The organism is Streptomyces sp. IBSBF 2435 (assembly GCF_036815005.1).
In the GTDB taxonomy this organism is placed as follows: Bacteria; Actinomycetota; Actinomycetes; order Streptomycetales; family Streptomycetaceae; genus Actinacidiphila.
The window spans coordinates 20985-40758 of the sequence record NZ_JAJSYW010000035.1 but is presented as its reverse complement, the minus strand read 5'-3'; the positions used below and the strand labels follow the sequence as shown (position 1 = coordinate 40758).

General features: G+C 71.8%; 15 protein-coding genes. 7 read left to right on the top strand and 8 right to left on the bottom strand.

The window, feature by feature from the left end; translation table 11 throughout:
- Nucleotides 1-214: 214 nt before the first annotated feature.
- The 3 genes from V7E46_RS10050 to V7E46_RS10040 all read right to left on the bottom strand — a co-directional run bounded on the left by V7E46_RS10050 (nucleotide 215) and on the right by V7E46_RS10040 (nucleotide 5071).
- Nucleotides 215-2005 carry a glycoside hydrolase family 6 protein gene (locus V7E46_RS10050; protein ID WP_333768092.1) on the bottom strand — a complete coding sequence of 597 codons (1791 nt, stop codon included), beginning with the start codon at nucleotides 2003-2005 and terminating at the stop codon, nucleotides 215-217.
- A gap of 743 nt (nucleotides 2006-2748) precedes the next feature.
- Nucleotides 2749-4443, bottom strand: a complete 1695-nt coding sequence (locus V7E46_RS10045; RefSeq protein ID WP_333768091.1) for an FAD-binding dehydrogenase — start codon at nucleotides 4441-4443, stop codon at nucleotides 2749-2751.
- A gap of 133 nt (nucleotides 4444-4576) precedes the next feature.
- Complete coding sequence (locus V7E46_RS10040) at nucleotides 4577-5071, bottom strand: GNAT family N-acetyltransferase (protein WP_333768090.1); 495 nt, start codon at nucleotides 5069-5071, stop codon at nucleotides 4577-4579.
- Nucleotides 5072-5247: 176 nt separating this feature from the next.
- Between V7E46_RS10040 and V7E46_RS10035 the strand changes: the two genes are divergently transcribed.
- Together V7E46_RS10035 and V7E46_RS10030 are read left to right on the top strand one after the other, a co-directional pair.
- Entirely contained in the window at nucleotides 5248-8916 is a 3669-nt protein-coding gene (locus V7E46_RS10035) for a S41 family peptidase (RefSeq protein ID WP_443054103.1), read from the top strand.
- Between the two features lie 57 nt (nucleotides 8917-8973).
- The gene (locus V7E46_RS10030) at nucleotides 8974-9678 is read left to right on the top strand and encodes an endonuclease V (RefSeq protein ID WP_333768088.1); all 705 of its coding nucleotides are present in this window, start codon (nucleotides 8974-8976) and stop codon (nucleotides 9676-9678) included.
- Nucleotides 9679-9753: 75 nt separating this feature from the next.
- Here V7E46_RS10030 and V7E46_RS10025 read toward each other — a convergent pair whose 3' ends face one another.
- The 4 genes from V7E46_RS10025 to V7E46_RS10010 all read right to left on the bottom strand — a co-directional run bounded on the left by V7E46_RS10025 (nucleotide 9754) and on the right by V7E46_RS10010 (nucleotide 13500).
- Entirely contained in the window at nucleotides 9754-9984 is a 231-nt protein-coding gene (locus V7E46_RS10025; protein WP_333768087.1) for a hypothetical protein, read from the bottom strand.
- 116 nt (nucleotides 9985-10100) lie between these two features.
- Complete coding sequence (locus V7E46_RS10020; protein ID WP_333768086.1) at nucleotides 10101-11003, bottom strand: SDR family oxidoreductase; 903 nt, start codon at nucleotides 11001-11003, stop codon at nucleotides 10101-10103.
- Nucleotides 11000-11971 carry an alpha/beta fold hydrolase gene (locus tag V7E46_RS10015; protein ID WP_333768085.1) on the bottom strand — a complete coding sequence of 324 codons (972 nt, stop codon included), beginning with the start codon at nucleotides 11969-11971 and terminating at the stop codon, nucleotides 11000-11002. The genes V7E46_RS10020 and V7E46_RS10015 overlap by 4 nt, the downstream gene beginning before the upstream one ends.
- Complete coding sequence (locus V7E46_RS10010) at nucleotides 11968-13500, bottom strand: flavin-containing monooxygenase (protein ID WP_333768084.1); 1533 nt, start codon at nucleotides 13498-13500, stop codon at nucleotides 11968-11970. The genes V7E46_RS10015 and V7E46_RS10010 overlap by 4 nt, the downstream gene beginning before the upstream one ends.
- A gap of 338 nt (nucleotides 13501-13838) precedes the next feature.
- Here V7E46_RS10010 and V7E46_RS10005 point away from each other — a divergent pair, with 338 nt between their 5' ends.
- From V7E46_RS10005 to V7E46_RS09985, 5 genes are all read left to right on the top strand, one after another.
- Complete coding sequence (locus V7E46_RS10005; protein ID WP_443054105.1) at nucleotides 13839-14603, top strand: MerR family transcriptional regulator; 765 nt, start codon at nucleotides 13839-13841, stop codon at nucleotides 14601-14603.
- A gap of 74 nt (nucleotides 14604-14677) precedes the next feature.
- Nucleotides 14678-14944 (top strand): DUF2630 family protein, encoded by a 267-nt coding sequence (locus V7E46_RS10000; RefSeq protein WP_333768083.1) that lies wholly within the window; start codon nucleotides 14678-14680, stop codon nucleotides 14942-14944.
- A 14-nt stretch (nucleotides 14945-14958) separates the two neighbouring features.
- Nucleotides 14959-15273 (top strand): GNAT family N-acetyltransferase, encoded by a 315-nt coding sequence (locus V7E46_RS09995; RefSeq protein WP_333768094.1) that lies wholly within the window; start codon nucleotides 14959-14961, stop codon nucleotides 15271-15273.
- A 75-nt stretch (nucleotides 15274-15348) separates the two neighbouring features.
- Nucleotides 15349-16848: an AlkA N-terminal domain-containing protein gene (locus V7E46_RS09990; protein ID WP_333768082.1), complete on the top strand. Its 1500-nt coding sequence runs from the start codon at nucleotides 15349-15351 to the stop codon at nucleotides 16846-16848.
- 56 nt (nucleotides 16849-16904) lie between these two features.
- Complete coding sequence (locus tag V7E46_RS09985) at nucleotides 16905-17390, top strand: methylated-DNA--[protein]-cysteine S-methyltransferase (RefSeq protein WP_333768081.1); 486 nt, start codon at nucleotides 16905-16907, stop codon at nucleotides 17388-17390.
- Between the two features lie 139 nt (nucleotides 17391-17529).
- Here V7E46_RS09985 and V7E46_RS09980 read toward each other — a convergent pair whose 3' ends face one another.
- Entirely contained in the window at nucleotides 17530-19734 is a 2205-nt protein-coding gene (locus V7E46_RS09980) for an MMPL family transporter (protein WP_333768080.1), read from the bottom strand.
- Between the last annotated feature and the right edge of the window lie 40 nt (nucleotides 19735-19774).

The following is a 19774-nucleotide window of genomic DNA, read 5'->3' as shown; positions in this document are numbered from 1 at the left end:
CCCCTCCACCCCCGCCCCTGCGCTTTGTCCCCTCCATGGTGCACGACGGGTGTGACAGCCGGGCAGCGGCGTCCGGTCCGGGCGCGCACCGTGCTGGCGTGCGGCCCGGCGGACCGCGGGCATGCGGCGGGCCCGTCACGGGACCGCGGTCCGGGTCGATGTGACCCAGGCGCGGCCCCGAACGGGCCCGGTGGGGGGATCCGCTATCCAGGTGCTACGAAAGCGGCGGGTATGCGTTGGCGATCAGCTGGTGGAACTGGGCCGAGAACCAGTGGCCCGCCAGCGGCGAGTTGGGCAGTGCGCCCGTCGGGTTGTTGCCGTTGCGCGCGTTGCCGCCATAGGTGGGGTCGCACATCCGGTCGAAGCCCTTGCCCTCGTCGTTGCTGACGGCCTGGCTCGCACCGTCCGACTCACCCGGAGGCTTGACCCACACGTAGGCGTCGATGCCGGAGGCGGGGGCGGCCGTCGGGCGGGCGCCGATACCGGCACCGGACTGGTTGCACCAGTTGCCGGCGTGGATCCGCCTGTCCAGGCGTCCACCGTCCACGTACGTGTCCACGCTGGTCGTCGCGCCGGGACCGGTGGGGCGGGCGGTGCCGCCCCAGCCGTTGCGGCTGGTGTCGATCAGCATGCCGATGTTGGACTGGAAGCCGATCGACACCAGTTCATTGCGCAGGCCCTGCGCGTAGGACTGCTCGTCGACGTAGTTGTTCCAGTCGACCCACTTGGACTGCCGCACCGTGGTGCCGTTGACGGAGTCCGTGACCTTGACGTAAGGCTCGGTCGTGGCACTGTAGTTCGCCGTGTTGGCGATGAAGCCCTGCACGTCGGCCACGGTGGCGCCGTTGCTGGTGGCGGCCTTCAGGAACTCCTGCGCGGCGGGGACGAAGTTGCTGTCCCAGCCCAGCCAGGCGTGGTGACCCACGTCGATGTAGTTGTAGGTGTTGCCGATCGCGCCCAGCTTCGCCAGCGCGTAACCGACGCCCTTCTCGTAGTTGCCGTTCGCCTTCATCGTCGCGCACGCGTCGGTGGAACCGGCGGTGCCGCCCGCGTTGGTGACCAGGTTGGGCAGCGAGTCGGGCTCGATGACGTTGACAATCCGCAGACCCGCGTAGGCGGCGTTGCCTTCGAGGGCGGCGATCGGGTCGATGTAGTCGGTCTGGTAGCGGCCGATCTCGGTCGCGCCCAGCTCACCGTTGGAGGCGAGCGCCGAGCAGTCCCGGCCCGGCAGGTCGTAGATGACCAGTTCGATGGTCAGCGGCTGGCCCGCGGCCTGCGTCACGGCGGCGTCCAGGTGCGCCTTGAGGCCCATCCCGCCGTTGACTCCGTTGATCGCGGCGATCCGGTCGAGCCATACCGCGGTCGACTGCTTGGCGATCGCCTGGCCGCCGTCACCGGCGGCCAGCGCGGACCACTCGGAGTTGACGTAGCCCTTGGCCCCGACATACGGGTTGTCCACCCGCTGGCCGGCCGGCGGCGGGCTTGTCGGCGGAGTGGTGGGCGGAGTGGTCGGAGGCGTCGTCGGCGGAGTGGTCGGCGGCGTCGTGGGAGGCGTGGTCGGAGGCGTGGTGCCACCGCCGCCGCCACCGCACGCGACACCGTTCAGGGTGAACGCCGTCGGCGTGGTGTTGGTGCCGCTGTACGACCCGTTGAAGCCGAAGGTCGCCGTCCCGCCGGTCGCCACAGCGCCGTTGTACGACAGGCTGGCCGCGTTGACGGCCTTGCCCGTCTGGGTGACGGTGGCGTTCCAGGACTGGGTGATCTGCTGGTTGCCGGCGAAGCTCCAGCCGAGGTTCCAGCTGGTCAGCGCCGGGCCGGTGTTGGTGACGGTCACCTGCGTGGTGAAGCCGGTGTCCCACTGGCTCACGCTGTAGTTGACCGAGCAGCCGGCTGTGGCCGCCGAGGCGGTCGAGGTGCTGAGCGCGGCGGCCACGCCGCCGGACGCGACGACCATCAGACCTGCGGCCAGTGCCGCGGTTCTGCGTCGGACTATCGGGACTGCCATGTGCGAACAACCTCCATTGGGGGGATGGGCCTTCGAAAGGGCTTCGAGAGGTCATGGGAGGTGGTGCGGTGGTTCATTGATCGGTTACACGCTCTTAACGTGGGAGCGCTCCCATAGTGCGGAGCCGTCCTGCTCCTGTCAATGCTTGAAACGCGACAAGGCGCTCCGCGCCGGGGTGAGTTGGGCTCGGCGTCCGCCATCTGCGCTGGTCACGCCGCTACGGCGGACGCGCAAGCCCGCGGCCAACCTCCGGCTCCCGCCGCCGCGCCGCGCCCCGGCTTCGCGCCCCGAAGACCCCGCCCCGGCCGGCCGGACACCCGGGGCGCTGTGGGCACCCACGCGGCGACACGCCGCCGCAAGGGGGCGGGCTCCCGCGCGCCACGCGGGCCGGGCCGGGAGCTGGCCGGGAGCCGGGCCGGGACGGCGCGGCAGCCGTCCACCCGCCGCGAGGGCGCCCCTTGCGGCGGCGCGGGGAACTGCGCGCCCGATCACGGCGACGGGGAGGCGACGCAGCTCTCGGCCAGGGGCGCGCCCGGCCACGACACACCGCAAGTGCGAAGCCGCAGCAAGGGGCACTCGCCCAGCAGCACGGAGAATTGCGCGCCCGGCCACGACGACGGGGAGGCGACCGGCCGACGCAAGCAGCACTCACCCAGGGGCGCGCGTACCCGGCCACCACGCACCGCGAGTGCGAAGGCCGCCGCAAGGGGCACCCCGGGTGGCCGACAAGCCGCCGGCCGGGACTACGCGGTGGCCGCCGCCGCAGCCCTCCCCGCCCTCCGCCCGGAGAATATGCACCCGCCCAGGAATGTCCCCTCCAGCGAGCGGTACCCGTGCATCCCGCCGCCGCCGAAGCCCGCCGCCTCGCCCGCCGCGTAGAGCCCGCCCAGCGGCTCGCCGCGTCCGGCGCCGGAGTCCGTCCCGGCGGCGGGCGCGCCGGGCGGCGCGAGGACCCGCCCGTCAAGGTCCGTCTCCAGGCCGCCCAAGGACTTCCGGGTCAGAATGTTCAGCCGCACGGCGATCAGCGGCCCGGCCTTCGGGTCGAGCAGCCGATGCGGCGACGCCGTACGGATCAGCTTGTCGCCGAGATAGTTCCGCGCCCCGCGAATCGCCGTGACCTGGAGATCCTTCGTGTACGTATTCGCGATCTCCCGGTCCCGCGCCTCGACTTCGCGCCGCAGCGCGCTCTCGTCGACCAGTCCCGCGCCCGTGAGCGCGTTCATGCCCTTCACCAGGGCGCCGAGTTCGCGCTCCACGACGAAGTCGACCCCGTTGCGTTTGAACGCCTCGACGGGTCCGGGCGCGCCCGGCAACGCGCGCTTGAGGACTTCGCGCACACTGCGCCCGGTGAGGTCGGGATTCTGCTCGGAGCCAGAGAGCGCGAACTCCTTCTCAATGATCTTCTGCGTGAGGACGAACCAGGTGTATTCGTGCCCGGTGCGCGTGATGTGTTCGAGCGTGCCGAGGGTGTCGAATCCGGGGAAAAGGGGTACGGGCAGCCGCTTTCCCGTCGCGTCGAGCCACAGCGAGGAAGGGCCGGGCAGAATACGGATTCCGTGCCTGGCCCAGATCGGATTCCAGTTCTCGATGCCCTCGGTGTAGTGCCACATGCGGTCGCCGTTGATGCCGGACGCGCCCGCCGATTGCGCGACGCCCAGCATCAGGCCGTCGACATGCGCGGGAACTCCGGAGAGCAGTTTCTTCGGCGGTGTTCCGAGCCGCCCGGGCCATGCCGCGCGCACCAGGTCGTGATTGCCGCCGATACCTCCGCTTGTGACGATGACGGCCTGCGCCTTGAGGGCGAATTCGCCCGCGACCTCCCGCGAACTGGCCGTGCCCCGCGCCGCGCCGCTGGCCGCCAGCACTTCACCGGTCACGCCGTCGACGGCGCCGCCGCTCGTGCTCAGCCCGGTCACCCGGTGCCGGAACCGCAGCTCGACCCGCCCCCGGGCGACCGCTTCCCTGACCCGCCGTTCGAACGGCTCGACGACGCCGGGACCCGTGCCCCAGGTGATGTGGAAGCGCGGCACCGAATTGCCGGGGCCGGTCGCCAGGAAGCCGCCGCGCTCCGCCCAGCCGACCACGGGGAAGAGCCGCAGCCCCTGCTCGCGCAGCCAGGCCCGCTTCTCGCCGGACGCGAAGTCGACGTATGCCTCGGCCCATTGCCGCGGCCAGTGGTCCTCGGGGCGGTCGAAACCGGCGGTTCCCAGCCAGTCCTGGAGCGCCAGCTCCGTGCTGTCCTTGATGCGCATCCTGCGCTGCTCGGGTGAGTCCACGAAGAACAGCCCGCCGAAGGACCAGAACGCCTGCCCGCCGAGCGACGCCTCCGGTTCCTGGTCGACCAGGATCACCTTCCGCCCGGCATCCGCCAGCTCGGCGGTGGCCACCAGCCCCGCGAGACCCGCACCCACCACGACGACGTCCGCGTCCAGCGCCATCCGCCCGCCTCCTGCTCCACGCGCCCATTGCCACCGACCTACTCAGTGGTAATGCACGTTACGCGAGCCGCCCCCGCCAGGTCAGTGCCCCTGCATCACCCCTTGTACGACCCTGCGCCTCCGCACCACCGGCTCATCCGACGATCAGCTGCCATCTCATCTCACCGTCGTGCCGTTCGTCCGTGGCGGTGAGCCCGGCCGACGCGGCCACTGCGGCGGACGCCGGGTGGCCGGGGTGAATGTGCGCGATCACCGTCGTCACCCCCTGTCCGGCGAGCCACCCGATCAGCCCCCGTGCGGCCTCGGTCGCGATCCCCTGCCCTTGCCACGGCGTTCCGATCACCCATGCGATCTCCGCCTGCGCGCCAACGACCGTCGCCTGGACCGTGCCGGTCAGACAATCCGCTGAACGGAGCCGCACCACCCAGTTGCACCACGACACCCCGGACTCCCCCGACCCCGCGACCAGCCGCTCGTAGCGCGCCCGCAGGCCCTGCTCACTCTCCGGCGCGCCCCCGATGAAGTCATGCAACCGGGGATCACCCAGCACCCGGGCCATCTCCTCGGCATATTGCGCCGCCAACGGCGCCAGCGTCAGCCGCCGCGTCCTGATGGTCTCGGCTTCCATTTCTCCCCGCACCCCTGCCTCCCGGCCCGCTGGGCCGCCGGTATCCGTCCCGGCCTCCACGGGACCGTACGCCCCGCCCGCCGTCGCCCTCGACCGGCCCGGCGGCCGGCGAGGTGCGGCAGGCCGCGAGGGCGCACCGGGGTGAAAAGTTGCTGGCAGTGCGGGCGGCCCGAACCATGGGTGGGGTGAGCGACGGCGCGTACCTACGGTTTCCGCACCTGCACGGCGACATGCTCTGCTTCGCCGCGGAGGACGACATCTGGGTGGCCCCGCTGGGGCCGCCGGGCGGCTCGCCCGCGCGCGCGTGGCGGGTGACGGCGGACCGTACCCGGGTGGGACCGCCGCGGCTGTCACCCGATGGGGCGACGATCGCGTTCACGACCTGGCGGAGCCTGGACCCTGAGGTGTATCTGGTGCCGTCCGACGGCGGCACCTCGCGCCGGCTGACGTACTGGGGCAGCTCCGACACCAGGGTGTGCTCATGGACGCCGGACGGCAGCGTCCTGGCGGTGTCCTCGCACGGGCAGGCGTTCTCCTACTTCACCTGGGCGCACAGTGTGCCCGTCGCATGCGGCCCGGGCGGGCCGCTGCCATGGGGGCCCGTGTCGGACATCGCCGTGCACGATGAGGACGACGGCGGCACGGACGGGGGCGGCGAGCGCCGGACCCTGCTGCTGACGGGGACACCGCCGCACGAGCCGCACGCCTGGAAGCGCTACCGCGGCGGCGCGACCGGACGGCTGTGGCTGCACGGCGAGCGCCTGGTGCCGGACATCGACGGGCACCTTGCGTCGCCGATGTTCGTGGCCGGTCGGATCGCCTTCCTGTCCGACCACGAGGGCGTCGGCAATCTCTACTCCTGCCTGCCCGACGGCACCGACCTGCGCCGCCACACCGACCACGCCGACTTCTACGCCCGCAATGCCGCCACCGACGGCGAGCGCGTCGTCTACCAGTGCGCGGGCGACCTGTGGCTGGTGGAGGACCTGGTCGCGCCCGGCGCCCTTCCGCGCCGCCTCGACATGCGCCTCGGCGGCGCCCGCAGCGGCCGCCGCCCCTACCAGGTGCCGGCCGCCTCGAATGTCGACGGCCTGGCCATCGACAGCACCGGCCGCGCCAGCGCCGTGTGCGTGCGCGGCAGCCTGTACTGGCTCACCCACCGCGACGGCCCGGCCCGCACCATCGCCGACGCCGCCGGCGCCCGCGTCCGGCTGCCGGAGATGCTGGGCGACACCGGCGTCGTCGGCTACGTCACCGACGCCGAGGGCGAGGACGGCATCGAACTGGCCCCGCTGCCGGGCCGCGCCTCCCGCGCCCTCAGCCGCGGCCCGGAGTCGGCCGCCGACGTGACCGATGCGACCGTCGCCATGGAAGCCGCCCTGGACATCGCCGAACCCTCCGCCGCCCCGGAGGACGCGTCGGCGGACACGTCGCCGGTGGGCGCCACGCGATCGCGTACAGCGGAGGGCGATGATCGTATTCCGGGTGGCGATGGTCGTACGGCCAGAACCGGCTCCACCCGCGTGGCCTACGTCGACGGCGTCATCAGCCCCGGAACCGGGGGCGGCGCCGACACCGGTCCGCCGCCCGGCGATACCTCCGACGCCGTCACCCGTCTGGCCGTCGGCCGGCTCGGCCGCGTCCTGCAACTGGTGTCGTCGCCGGATGGCGGCACCCTGGCGGTCGCCTCGCACGACGGCCGCCTGCTGCTGGTGACCACCGGCGTGGCCGATATGACCGCGGACGGCGGCGCGTCCGGCTACGACGACACGGAGACCGATGTCAACACCGGCGGGCAGCAGCCACCCGGCACGGTGAACGAGCTGATCCGCTCCACCAACGGCCCGGTCCGCGACCTCGCGTTCTCCCCGGACTCGGCGTGGCTGGCCTGGTCGCACCCCGGCGTCGGCCGCTCCTTGCGCTCGGTCAAGATCGCCCGACTGTCCGACCGCACGATCATCGATGTCACCAACGGCCGCTTCGAGGACGAACAGCCGGTCTTCACCCGCGACGGCCGCTACCTGGCGTTCCTGTCCTGGCGCGGTTTCGACCCGGTGTACGACGTCCATACCGGCGACCTGTCGTTCCCGCTGGGCTGCCGCCCGTATCTCGTACCGCTCAATTCGGCGACCCCGTCGCCCTTTGCGCTGCCCGTCGACGGCGGCCCGGTCGGCAGCGCCAGCGGCAGCGGCCTGGACCCGGGCGAGAGCGGCGGCAACAGCGACGGCCCGGTCGTGGTCGAGGCGGAGGGCCTGCCCAGCCGGGTGACGCCCTTCCCCGTACCGGCGTCGAAGTACTCGTCGCTCGAACCGGTGCAGGGCGGCCTGGTCTGGCTGCGCTGGCCGATCTCCGGCGCCCTGGGCGAGACCTTCGTCAACCCCACCGACCCCTCCGCCCGTCCCACCCTGGAGTTCTTCAGCCTCGGCAAGTGCAAGAAGACCGAACTGGTCCGCCACATGGACTGGTACGCCGTCAGCGGCGACGGCCGCCGCCTCGCGGTCTACGACCAGGGCGAGCTCGCTGTGCTGCCTGCCAACGAGCGCGGCGACGACGACACCACCGTCTATGTCGACATGCGCCGGATCCTGCACGAGGTCGATCCGGGCGCCGAGTGGCAGCAGTCCTATGCCGAGGCGGGCCGCCTGACCCGCGACTACTTCTGGGCGCCCGATATGTGCGGCGTGGACTGGCCGGCCGTTCTCGACCAGTACCGCCCGCTGGTGGACCGGGTCGCCACGCCGGACGAGTTCGCCGACCTGCTCCGCGAGGTGCTCGGCGAACTGGGCACGTCCCACGCCTACGTCGCCGCCGCCCGCCGCAATGAGGGGCCGCCGCACTACCAGCGCCCCATCGGCCTGCTCGGCGCCGACTTCCAGCACAACAAGGACGGCACCTGGACGGTGATCCGCATCCTGCCGGGCGAGTCGTCCGACTCCAAGGCCCGCTCCCCGCTGGCGGGCACCGGCATCCGCGAGGGCGCCGTCCTCACCCACGTCGACGGCCGCCCCGTGGACCCGCAGGCGGGCCCCTTCCCGCTGCTCGCGGGCGCCGGCGGCACCACCGTGGAGCTGACCTTCAAGCCGCCCGGCGGTCGCGGCGCGCCCCGCCGCGTCGCCGTCGTGCCGCTCATCGACGACCGCCCGCTGCGTTACCAGCACTGGGTCGCCAAACGCCGCAAGGTCGTCCGCCGGCTCAGCGGCGGCCGGTGCGGTTATCTGCACATCCCCGACCTGGGGGGCTCCGGCTGGGCGCAGTTCAACCGCGACCTGCGCAAGGAGGTCGCCTACGACGCCCTGCTGGTGGATGTCCGCGGCAACGCGGGGGGCAACATCAGCGAACTGGTCATCGAGAAACTCACCCGCACCGTGCTCGGCTGGGACCTCACCCGCAACGCGCAGCCCGTCTCGTACGCCGGCAACGCCCCCCGCGGCCCTGTGGTCGCCGTTGCGGACGAGGCCACCTCCTCCGACGGCGACATGATTACCGCGGCTTTCAAACTCCTCGGCCTCGGCCCGGTGGTGGGCCTGCGCACCTGGGGCGGCGTGGTCGGGATGACCGGCCGCCACCGCCTGGGCGACGGCACCGTCATCACCGTGCCCATGAACGCCGCCTGGTTCGACGCCTACGGCTGGTCGGTGGAGAACCGGGGCGTGGCCCCCGACATCGAATGCCTCCGCACCCCCCTGGACTGGGCGGAGGGCCGCCACGGCCAGCTCGACGTCGCCGTGCGCACCGCCCTGGCCCTGCTCTCCCAGCACCCCGCCGCCACTCCTCCCGACCTCACGGACCGCCCCGACCGCGCCCGCCCGCCGCTTCCCCCGCGCGCGCCCGCGACGCCGTCCTGACGCCTGCGGGACGCCCCGGCTGGCCGTACGCGCCGCGGACGTGGCAGCCTCCCCGCAATGGACACTCACAGCAGCGGTGGTGCGCGGGCGGTTTGGCCGCAGACCGTGGACGAGGCTCTGGCCGAGCAGGAGCGGATACGCGCTCTGGCGGATCTGACGTCGCCGGGACCGGCACCTGGCGACGTCCGGCTGGTGGCGGGCGTGGACGTCTCGTACGCCACCGAGGGCACCGCCCTCGTCGCCGCCGCCGTGGTCTTGGACGCGGCGACGCTGGAGCCGGTGGAGGCGGCGGTGGCCGAGGGGACGGTGGCGTTCCCTTACGTGCCGGGGCTGCTGGCGTTCCGCGAACTGCCCTCGGTCATGGCGGCGCTGGAGAAGCTGTCGCACACCCCGGACCTGCTGGTGTGCGACGGCTACGGCGTCGCCCATCCGCGCCGGGCGGGCTTGGCGGTGCATCTGGGAGTGCTGACCGGGTTGCCGTGCTTCGGGGTGGCAAAGACGCCGTTCGTTTTCGGCCACCATGATGTCGGCGAAGAGCGCGGCGCCGGGGCGTCCTTGACGGCGGACGACGGCGAGGTCGTGGGGCGGGCGGTGCGGACACAGCCGGGTGTCAAACCGGTGTTCGTGTCGGTAGGCCACGCGATCGGCCTGGACCACGCCTGCGCCCATACCCTGCGACTCACCCACCGATACCGCCTCCCGGAAACGACCCGCCGGGCCGACCACCTCAGCCGCGAGCGTTTGCGCGCGATGACTCCGTGAACTGGAGAAGGGGCGCCCCGAGGGGCACCCCTTCCCTATGTCACGGTATTCGCGCGGCTATCCCGCGGCGCGACGTCAGCTCCAGTCGTCCTGGGCCTCGTCGGTGGAGTCGTCGCCCACGCGCCGGCGAGCCTGCTCCTGGCCGCTCCTGGCAGGCTCGTCGAGGCGACCGCCGGAGCGCTCCGAGGCGTCCTGTCCGGCCCGCTGCGCGCTCTCGTCGGCCTGCTCGGAGCCCTGACGGCGGGCTCCCTTGGCCTTCTCGGCATACTCGCCCGCCTTGTTCCTGATGTCGTCCATACCGCCCATGATTACTCCTCCTGGAGTGTGTGGGGATGCGGCCTCGATCAGACTTACACGGGTGGACAGTCAGCGCATCCCGGGCGATCGCGTGCGAATCTCCGCAGGTCAGCGGCGCATTGTCGTCACTGAATGTGATGTCCGACGGTGCGGGCCGACTCGTCCGCTGCTCCTCCCCGTCCGACCAGGCCCCGCTGCGCGCCGGCGTTGCGGGCCAGCGCGGGTGCCGCCCGCCGCATTTCGCGCCGCCCGAGCGCCCCGCCGACGACCGACGGCAGCGCGCCCCGCACGGACTGCATGCCGCGCAGCCACCACTGCGCGTAGACATGGGGCGAACGCCGGGCGATACCCGCCGCGATACGGTCCACGGCCGGCTCCAGCGGATAGGTGCGGTTGGCCGGCCACGGCAGCCGCGCGCGCAACTCCCGCAGTACGTCGTCCTCGTCGGCACCGCGCACCATGTCGGTGTCGGTCCAGCTGAGATATCCGACGCCAACTGCGACGCCCTGGTGCCCGACTTCCGCGCGCAGGCTGTGTGCGAAGGCCTCCGCGCCCGACTTGCTCGCGCAGTACGCCGCCATCATGGGCGCGGGTGTGAGGGCGGCGAGCGAGGCGATCTGCAGCAGATAGCCGCGGGATTCGAGCAGCGCAGGCAGGAAGGCGCGGGCGGTGGCGATGCTGCCCAGCAGGTTGACGTGGATGACGCGGTCGAACGCGTCGGGGTCGGAGTCGAGGAACGGACCGCCGGTCGCCACACCGGCGTTGGCCACGACGACGTCGATGCGCCCGAAGTGCGCGAGCACATCGGCGGCGACCTGCGCCATGGCGGCCCGGTCGGTGACGTCCGCGGTCCAGCAGGCCGCGTCACCACCCAGCGACTCGGTCACCCGCTTGAGTTCGTCCGGCTCGAGCCCGACCAGCGCCAGCCGCGCGCCGCGCGCCGCGAGCTTGCGGGCCAGCAATTCGCCCACCCCGCGGGCGGCGCCTGTCACCACCACGACCTGACCGTGCACCGATGATCGGCTCATGCGCTCTTCTCCTCCGCTACGGGGTCACTCTGTCGGGCAGCGGCGTCACCCTCCGCGTCAACTCCGGAAGGCGACACCGCGTGGGCGGCGGCCAGCGCCCGGATGACGGACTCCACAGCCGCCGCGTCCTCGATCGGCGTCATATGGCCGAGCCCGGGGAGTTCGGTCAGACCGACGCAGTGCGGGAGGACCTCGGCCATGCCGCGGGAGTGCACTTTGGGCGTGAGCTTGTCGTGGGTACCGACCAGGACGGCGGTGGGCGCGTCCAGCGCGGCGATCTCCGCGTCCAGATCGAGGACGGCCAGCACCCGGCCCCAAGCGGCACGTTGCCTGGCCTTGCAGGCGTGCACGATCCGCGCGGTGAAGGCCGCCTGCGCCCTGCTCGGGGCCTTCCCCAGCACGCCGTAGCCGAACGCCGCCCGCGACAGCGGAGTGATCGGCCCGAGCGGCAGCCGCGAGGTCAGCAGCTGCCGGTGGAAGACCCGCCGCAGCCACCGCAGCGACAGGCGCGGCGGCAGCACCTCGGTCGCGCCGAGCAGCCGCCCGCTGGCGGTACTGGCGAGCAGCACCGCGGCCGTACGGCTGCGTACGGCCGGGCGCCCGAATGCCGCCATGATCGTCATACCGCCCATGGAGTGCCCGGCCAGCACCGCCCGTTCACCCTCCGGTACGACCGCCTCCAGTACGGCTTCCAGATCATCGGCCAGTACGCCGGTGTCGTAACCCTGCCGGGTGAGCGACTCCGCACTGCGGCCGTGACCCCGCTGGTCGTAGGCGATCACCCGGAAATCGGACGAGAGCAGCCGTATCACCGGCGCCCAGAAGAGGATCGAGCACGCCCAGCCGTGCGCGAGGACCACGGTGGGACCGTCGGGGCGCCCGAATTCCTCGACATGGACACGGTTTCCGCCGGGCGACACCACGTGCAGCGTCCGGCGCGGGGGCACCGCCTCGTAGGGGAGCGTCATGACGCGACCTCCGCCCGGACCGTACGATCATCGCCCGCCTGCGCCACGTCACCCGCGGCGGGCGCTATCAGATCGTATTCGGAGATTTTCAACTGCCGTGTCGCTCGCCGGAATTCTGCGGTGGTGCCGGGCCATGCGGTCGTGTTGCGCCCGTTCGCGTCGAGATACCAGCTCTTGCAGCCGCCGGTGTTCCAGACCGTGCGGGCGGCGCGGCGCTGCATCTCCTCGTTCCACGCGGCCACTGCGGCGGGTTTGGCGTCCAGCGCAGCGGCGCCGGTGCTCGCCAGGGTGCGCATGTAGTCGGCGACGTAATTGAGCGACGATTCGATCATTAGGATCATCGAGCTGTTACCGAGGCCGGTGTTGGGGCCGATGATGAGCAGCAGGTTGGGGAAGCCGTCGACCGTGCACCCCCGCAGCGCCGCCATGCCGCCCTTCCAGTGCTCGCCCAGCGTGCGCCCGTCGGCGCCGATGACGCGGTCGCCGATCGGCATGTCGGTGACGTGGAAGCCGGTGCCGAAGATGATCGCGTCGACCTCGCGCTCGGTGCCGTCCGCCGTGACCACGGAAGAACCGCGCACCTCGGCAAGGGCGGCGGTGACGACCTCCGTGTTGGGCTCCGCGAGCGCCGGGTAGTACGTGTTGGACAACAGGATCCGCTTGCAGCCGATCGTGTAGTCGGGGGTGAGCCGGGCACGCAGCGCAGGATCCTTGACCGACCGTCGCAAATGGGCGCGGGCGATGCGTTCCGCCGCCTTCATCAGCCGGGGGCGCTTCACGAACGCGCCGACCTGGAATTCCCTGATCGTCCACAGCAGCCCGCGCCTGGCCTTGGCGGTGCTCGGCACCTTGCCGTGCAGCCAGCGTTCCGCGCCGCTGACCGGGCGGTCGACGCGCGGCATCACCCACGGCGGGGTGCGCTGGATGACGGTCAGGCTGCCGACCTCCGGCTGGATGGACGGCACGATCTGGATCGCCGACGCGCCGGTGCCGACCATGGCGACGCGCTTGCCCCTGAGGTCGTAGTCGTGGTCCCAGCGCGAGGAGTGGAAGACCGGCCCCGGGAAGTCCTCGATACCGGGGATGTCGGGGATCTTCGGGTCGGACAGCGGACCGGTCGCCGACACCAGGACGTCGGCGGTCAGCTCGCCGGCCGCCGTGGTCACCTCCCAGCGCCGGGCGGCACCGTCCCAGCGCGCCTGCTTCACCTCCGCGCCGAACCGCATGTGCGGGCGCAGCCCGAAGGTGTCGGTGACGCGCTCCAGATAGGCCCGGATGTGCTCCTGCCCGGAAAAGGCGCGCGGCCAGTCCGGGTTGGGGGCGAAGGAGAACGAGTAGAGATGCGAGGGCACGTCGCAGGCGCAGCCCGGGTAACTGTTGTCGCGCCAAGTGCCGCCCACCGCCTCGGCCCGCTCCAGGACCACGAAGTCGGTGATCCCCTCGCGCCGCAGCCGTACAGCGACTCCCAGACCGCCGAATCCGGACCCGATCACCGCCACCCGCACGTGTTCGCGGTTGTCGTCGTCCATGGCACCGCCCTTCCTTCCTGCCGGCCCGTCCACGGCCGGGGGCCGCGACCGGCCCTCGTACCGCCGCACATCGCGCCATCAATCACTGGCACTGTTTGGACTGTAGGGCACGGCAGGTTACCCGCGGTAGGGGGTATCCCGAAATCCGCGGAGAATGGCCGCGGGATGTCGGAGAAGGAACGCCGCACCAGGATGAAGCCCCTTACGCCAGCGCATAGGCTGGCCGGGTGAACGACCGCGTGGACGAGACAAGCACAGCTGCTTCCGCCGGCGCACAGCCCGGCGGGCACCCGGGCGCACGCGAATACCGTGTCGAGGAGCTCGCGGAAGCGGCCGGGATACCTGTGAGGACGCTGCGCTTCTACCGGGAGCGCCGGCTCCTGCCACCGCCCCGCCGCGACGGCCGTATCGCCTGGTATTCCGAGAACCACCTCGCCAGGCTGCGCACGATCGCCGCGCTGCTGGAACGCGGCCACACCCTCGGCGGCATCACCGAGCTGATCACCGCCTGGGAGAACGGCCGCACCCTGAACGGCGTCGCCGAACTGCTCGGCCTCGGCGGCACCCTCGCCGCCCCCTGGTCGGACGAGACGCCGGTCGTGCTCACCCCGCAGGAGCTGGCCGACTACTTCGGCGACGACGCCAGCCCGGCGAACCTGACCACGGCCCTGGAGATCGGCTACATCTCCGTTGCGGGCGAAAGCGCGCTGCACACCAGCCGCCGCCTGCTCGACGCGTCGGCCGCCCTCGTGCGCGAAGGCGTACCGCTGGCCGCGGTCCTTGCCGCGGGCCGCGAGGTACGCGACCACGTCGACGCCATTGCCGAGCTGTTCACCGAGGTCGTCAAGACCCATGTGCTCGGGTCGCTGGACGACCTGCCCCCCGAGCAGGCGCACCGCATCTCCGACGCCATGCAGCGGCTCCGCCCTCTGGCCAAGGACATCGTCGACGCCGAGATGTCGCTGGCCATGGAGCGCCGGGTGCGCCTCGAGATCGACGCGTGGCTGCGCGGCCAGGGGGTCGCCACGGATCCCGCGACAGGCCAGGCGCCCCCGACGTCCGAGGCGCCCGAGGACCCGAAGCAGGCGGGCGGGAACGGCTGACGCCCGCGTACCGCGAGCGCCGCGCCCGGTGACCTGCAAGAGTGGAGAACAGCGACCCCTGGGAGGTGTCCCCCGTGCAACAGCCCCACGACGCCAGTGCGGAGCAGGCCATACTCGGCCGCATCAGCAAGATGGTCGCCGACGAGAAGACGCTGCGCGATCTGCTCGCCGACGCCGGCCCGGAAGGCGCGGACGAGCGCGAACGGCTGACCGCACTGGAACACGAACTCGACCAGTGCTGGGACCTGCTTCGGCAGCGCCGCGCCCTGTCCGAGGCGGGCGAGGACCCCGGCACCGCCCGCGTCCGCCCGTCCTCGACAGTGGAGGGCTACCGGTCGTGACGAATTCCGGCGCAATGGACGACGCCGAAGCAGTCTCCGTAGCCGACGCACCGCAGGACCGCCGCTACGAGGCCAGGGTCGGCGACGATCTGGCCGGTACGGCCGCGTACATCCGTACGCCCGAGGTGGTCGCCTTCATCCACACGGAGGTGGGCGAGGCCTACGAGGGCCGCGGGATCGGCTCGGCGCTGGCGCGTACCGCCCTTGATGACGCCCGCGCCCAGGGGCTGCGGGTGCTGGCCATCTGTCCGTTCATCGCCGGGTGGCTCACCAGACACCCGGAATACGACGATCTGCAGTTCGTTCCGGAAAGCAGCGTCACTGACTGACAGCAGCGGCGTGTCCCGACCTCGATGTCGTTTTCTCGCCAGACCGAGACGGTGACGAGGGGCGATGCTGGTGACATGCACACCGACTTCGACGCCTGCGTACGCGCTGTCCAGTCGAAGGACGCCCGATTCGACGGGTGGTTCTTCACGGCGGTGCTGACCACCCGGATCTACTGCCGGCCGAGCTGCCCGGTCGTGCCCCCGAAGGTCGATAACATGACCTTCTACCCGAGCGCCGCCGCCGCACAGCAGGCCGGCTTCCGCGCCTGCAAAAGGTGCCGGCCCGACGCGAGCCCCGGCTCACCGCAGTGGAACGAGCGCGCCGACCTGGTCGCCCGCGCCATGCGGCTGATCGCCGACGGCGTGGTGGACCGCGACGGCATCCCGGGACTCGCCACCCGGCTCGGCTACAGCGCCCGCCAGGTGGAGCGCCAGCTGCTCGCCGAGCTGGGCGCAGGACCGCTCGCCCTGGCCCGCGCGCAGCGCGCCCAGACCGCGCGGCTGCTCATCGAGACCACCACCATGCCGATGGGCGAGATCGCCTTCGCGGCCGGCTTCTCCAGCATCCGCGCCTTCAACGACACCGTGCGCGAAGTCTTCGCCCTTGCGCCGGGCGAGCTGCGCGCCAGGGTGGCCAAGGGCCGCCCCGCGGCGACCGCGGGCTCCATCGCGCTGCGACTGCCGTTCCGCCGCCCGCTCACCCCGGACAACCTGTTCGGGCACCTTGCCGCGACCGCCGTCCCCGGCGTCGAGGAGTGGCGCGCGGGCGCCTACCGCCGCACCGTCCGCCTGCCGCACGGCGCCGGCATCGTCGAGCTGCGGCCGCTGGCAGATCACATCGGCTGCCGGCTGTGGCTCACCGACTGGCGCGACCTTGCGCAGGCGATCAGCCGCTGCCGCCGGCTGCTCGATCTGGACGCCGACCCGCTGGCGGTGGACGCGCTGCTGTCCGCCGACCCGGTGCTCGCGCCGCTGGTCGCCAAGTCGCCGGGGCGGCGGGTGCCACGGGTGACGGACGGACCGGAATTCGCGGTCCGCGCGGTGCTCGGGCAGCAGATCTCAACGGCCGCCGCCCGTACCCACGCCGGGCGGCTGGTGGCGGCCTACGGCGACGCCGTCGACGATCCCGCCGGCGGCCTCACCCACCTCTTCCCCTCGCCCGCCGCCCTGGCCGGCCACGACCCGGCGGCGCTGGCGATGCCGCAGAGCCGCCGGGACACCCTGGCGGCGCTGCTGGGCGCCCTGGAGGGCGGCCGGCTGGACCTGGACGTCGGCAGCGACTGGCAGCGCGCGAGAGCGCAGCTGACGGCCCTGCCGGGCTTCGGGCCGTGGACGGTCGAGACGATCGCGATGCGGGCGCTCGGCGACCCCGACGCCTTCCTGCCGACCGACCTGGGAGTCCGCTACGCCGCCCGCGACCTCGGCCTGCCCGCCACACCCGCGGCACTGACCCGGCACGCCGCGGCCTGGCAGCCGTGGCGTGCCTACGCGACGCAATACCTGTGGGCAACCGGCGACCATCCGGTCAACGTCCTGCCCGCCGATCACCCGCAACCGGAAGGCGCTTCACGATGACGACGACGGCTCGCACAGCCACGGCGGCGACCCTCACCGCATCCGCTCATACGATCATGGACAGTCCGATCGGCCTACTGACCCTGGTCACCCGGGAGGGTGGCCTCGCAGGCCTGTATATGACGGAGCACCGGCACATCCCGCCGCAGGACACCTTCGGACCTCGGGTCACGGCCACCGACGTCCCGGTCCTCGCCCGTACCGCCGAGCAGCTGAGTGCGTACTTCGCTGGCGAAGTCGCGGACTTCGATATCGACTTGTCGACTTCGGGCACCCCGTTCCAGCACCGGGTGTGGGCAGCCCTGCGCGAGATCCCCTACGGCGCGACCGTCTCGTACGGCGAACTCGCCGCGGTCCTGGGCCAGCCCACCGCCTCCCGCGCGGTCGGCCTCGCCAACGGGAAGAATCCGATCAGCATCATCGTGCCCTGCCACCGGGTGGTCGGCGCCAACGGCAGCATGACCGGCTACGGCGGCGGCATCGAGCGCAAGCAGTGGCTGCTGAGCTTCGAGAACGGCGCACAGCAGCCGGTCCTGAGCTGACGTCAGGACGGCGGGGCGTCAACCCGGCGCCCCGCGACTCACCCGCACCCCGCCATGCCGCAGGACTGCCCCGCCGGTGGTCCGCACATGCAGAACGAACCGGCCGGCAGGGCACTCACCCTCGCGAATGAGATACGGCTCAGATCACAGCCGGCTCGCGTTCCTCCTCGGCAGCCGACCGCGGCTGCTCGGTGAGGGTCTTGCGCAACTGCTCGCCCTCCACGTCGACATTGGGCAGCACGCGGTCCAGCCGCCGGGGCAGCCACCATGCGGCACGCCCGAGCAGTGCGAGTACCGCGGGCACGATGGTCATACGAACGATGAACGCGTCGAAGGCCACCGCAATGGCCAGGCCGAATCCCATCATCTTGATCATCGCTTCGGACGATCCGATGAATCCGGCGAAGACGCTGATCATGATGACGGCCGCGGCGGACACCACTCGTGCACCGTGGGTGAATCCCGTCACGACCGCCTGCTGCGGCGTCTCCCCGTGGACGTAGGCCTCCCGCATCCGGGTGACCAGGAAGACCTCGTAGTCCATGGCGAGGCCGAACACCACACCGACCATGAAGATCGGCATCATGCTCATGATCGGTCCGGTCTGCTCCACCCCGATCAGGCCGGACAGCCAGCCCCACTGGAAGACCGCCACGACCGCGCCCAGTGCGGCAAGCACCGACAGCAGGAACCCGAGCGCGGCCTTGAGCGGCACGAGCACCGAGCGGAAGACGATCATCAGCAGCAGGAAGGCCAGGCCGACGACCAGCGCCAGATAGGGCAGCAGGGCGTCGTTGAGCCGCTGTGAGACGTCGATGTTCATCGCGGTGGTACCGGTCACCAGCACCTCGGCGCCGGTGGCCTTCGTGAACTCACCCGAATGGCCGCGGATGACGTGCACCAGGTCCTCGGTCTGCGCGCTACTCGGCTTGGACACCGGCACCACACTGAGCGTCGCGGCGTCACCCTTGGGGTTGAACGCCGGCTCGGTGACCGCCTTGACGTCGGCGAAGCCGGAGATCGTCTTCTTGACCTGCTGCGCCGCCGCCTTGGGACTGTCGCTGTGCGCGCCGTCGACCACGACCATGAGCGGCCCGTTGAAGCCCGGCCCGAAACCGTCGGACAGCATGTCGTAGGCCCTGCGCTGCGTGGTGCTGACCGGCTGCGAGCCGTCGTCGGGCAACCCGAGCTGCATGCTGCTCATCGGGATGGCCGCCAGCCCCAGCGCGACCACTCCGGCCAGCAGGAACGGAACACGCCGCCGCACCACCAACCGCGCCCAGCGCGTTCCCATGTTGGGCTTGCCGTCGGCGACCGCCCGGCCCTTGCGCGCCTTGCGGGTCAGCACCTTGGGTCCGGCGAAGCCGAGCAGCGCCGGTATCAGGGTGAGGGCGATCAGTACGGCGAGCGCCACGGTACCCGCCGCCGCCATGCCCATCTTGCCGAGCATCGGGATGTTGACGACCGACAGTCCGGCCAGCGCGATGAGCACGGTGAGCCCCGCGAAGACCACCGCGGACCCGGCTGTGCCGACCGCGCGCCCGGCCGCGTCCTCACCGTCCCGGCCCTCCATGAGCTCATGCCGGTGACGCGAGACGATGAAGAGGGCGTAGTCGATGCCGACCGCCAGTCCGATCATCGACGCGAGTGTGGACGACGTGCTGGACAGACCGAACGTGCTCGCCAGCGCGGTGATCGACGCGATACCGACGCCGACACCCATGATTGCGGTCAGCAGCGGCAGCCCTGCGGCGACCAGTGAACTGAACGTGATCAGAAGTACGACGGCGGCAATGCCGACACCTATTGCCTCGCTGTTGCCGGTCGACGGCGACGCCTGCAACGCGGTACCGCCTGCCTCCACGGTCAGTCCGGCGTCCCTGCCGTGCTGGGCCGCATCCTCGATCGCCTTATGCGTGGCATCGGTGATCTCGGCGGACTTCACCTCATAGGTGACTGTCGTATAGGCGGTGGTGCCGTCCTTGCTGACCGCATCGGCGGTGTACGGATCGGCAGCGGTGGCCTTCTGCGGGGTGTGCCCCAGTTCGGCGACGACCTGCTTCACTGCCGCCTTGTTCGGCCCGGCGGTGACCTTCTGGCCGCCGGGCGCCTTGAAGACGATGCGCGCGCTCGCGCCGTCGGCATTGGTCCCGGGGAAACGTTCATGCAGCAGGTCGAACGCCTTCTGCGCCTCGGTGCCGGGCACTGTGAAATTGTCGGCCGGCGCGGACGGCGCGGTCGCGGCGCCGACTCCTGCGAGGCCCAGCAGCGCGACCCAGACGAGGACGACGTATCGCCGTCGCCGGAAGGCGAACCGGCCCAGTTTGTAGAGGAAAGTGGCCATGGAGGCAGGGGCTCCCGTCAGGAAGGGGCGAAAATGGGCG

Coding starts and splice junctions, on each gene's coding strand:
- V7E46_RS10050 (WP_333768092.1), bottom strand. CDS start 2,005: ATGGCAGTCCCGATAGTCCGACGCAGAACCGCGGCACTGGCCGCAGGT.
- V7E46_RS10045 (WP_333768091.1), bottom strand. CDS start 4,443: ATGGCGCTGGACGCGGACGTCGTCGTGGTGGGTGCGGGTCTCGCGGGG.
- V7E46_RS10040 (WP_333768090.1), bottom strand. CDS start 5,071: ATGGAAGCCGAGACCATCAGGACGCGGCGGCTGACGCTGGCGCCGTTG.
- V7E46_RS10035 (WP_443054103.1), top strand. CDS start 5,248: ATGGGTGGGGTGAGCGACGGCGCGTACCTACGGTTTCCGCACCTGCAC.
- V7E46_RS10030 (WP_333768088.1), top strand. CDS start 8,974: ATGGACACTCACAGCAGCGGTGGTGCGCGGGCGGTTTGGCCGCAGACC.
- V7E46_RS10025 (WP_333768087.1), bottom strand. CDS start 9,984: ATGGGCGGTATGGACGACATCAGGAACAAGGCGGGCGAGTATGCCGAG.
- V7E46_RS10020 (WP_333768086.1), bottom strand. CDS start 11,003: ATGAGCCGATCATCGGTGCACGGTCAGGTCGTGGTGGTGACAGGCGCC.
- V7E46_RS10015 (WP_333768085.1), bottom strand. CDS start 11,971: ATGACGCTCCCCTACGAGGCGGTGCCCCCGCGCCGGACGCTGCACGTG.
- V7E46_RS10010 (WP_333768084.1), bottom strand. CDS start 13,500: ATGGACGACGACAACCGCGAACACGTGCGGGTGGCGGTGATCGGGTCC.
- V7E46_RS09995 (WP_333768094.1), top strand. CDS start 14,959: ATGGACGACGCCGAAGCAGTCTCCGTAGCCGACGCACCGCAGGACCGC.
- V7E46_RS09990 (WP_333768082.1), top strand. CDS start 15,349: ATGCACACCGACTTCGACGCCTGCGTACGCGCTGTCCAGTCGAAGGAC.
- V7E46_RS09985 (WP_333768081.1), top strand. CDS start 16,905: ATGGACAGTCCGATCGGCCTACTGACCCTGGTCACCCGGGAGGGTGGC.
- V7E46_RS09980 (WP_333768080.1), bottom strand. CDS start 19,734: ATGGCCACTTTCCTCTACAAACTGGGCCGGTTCGCCTTCCGGCGACGG.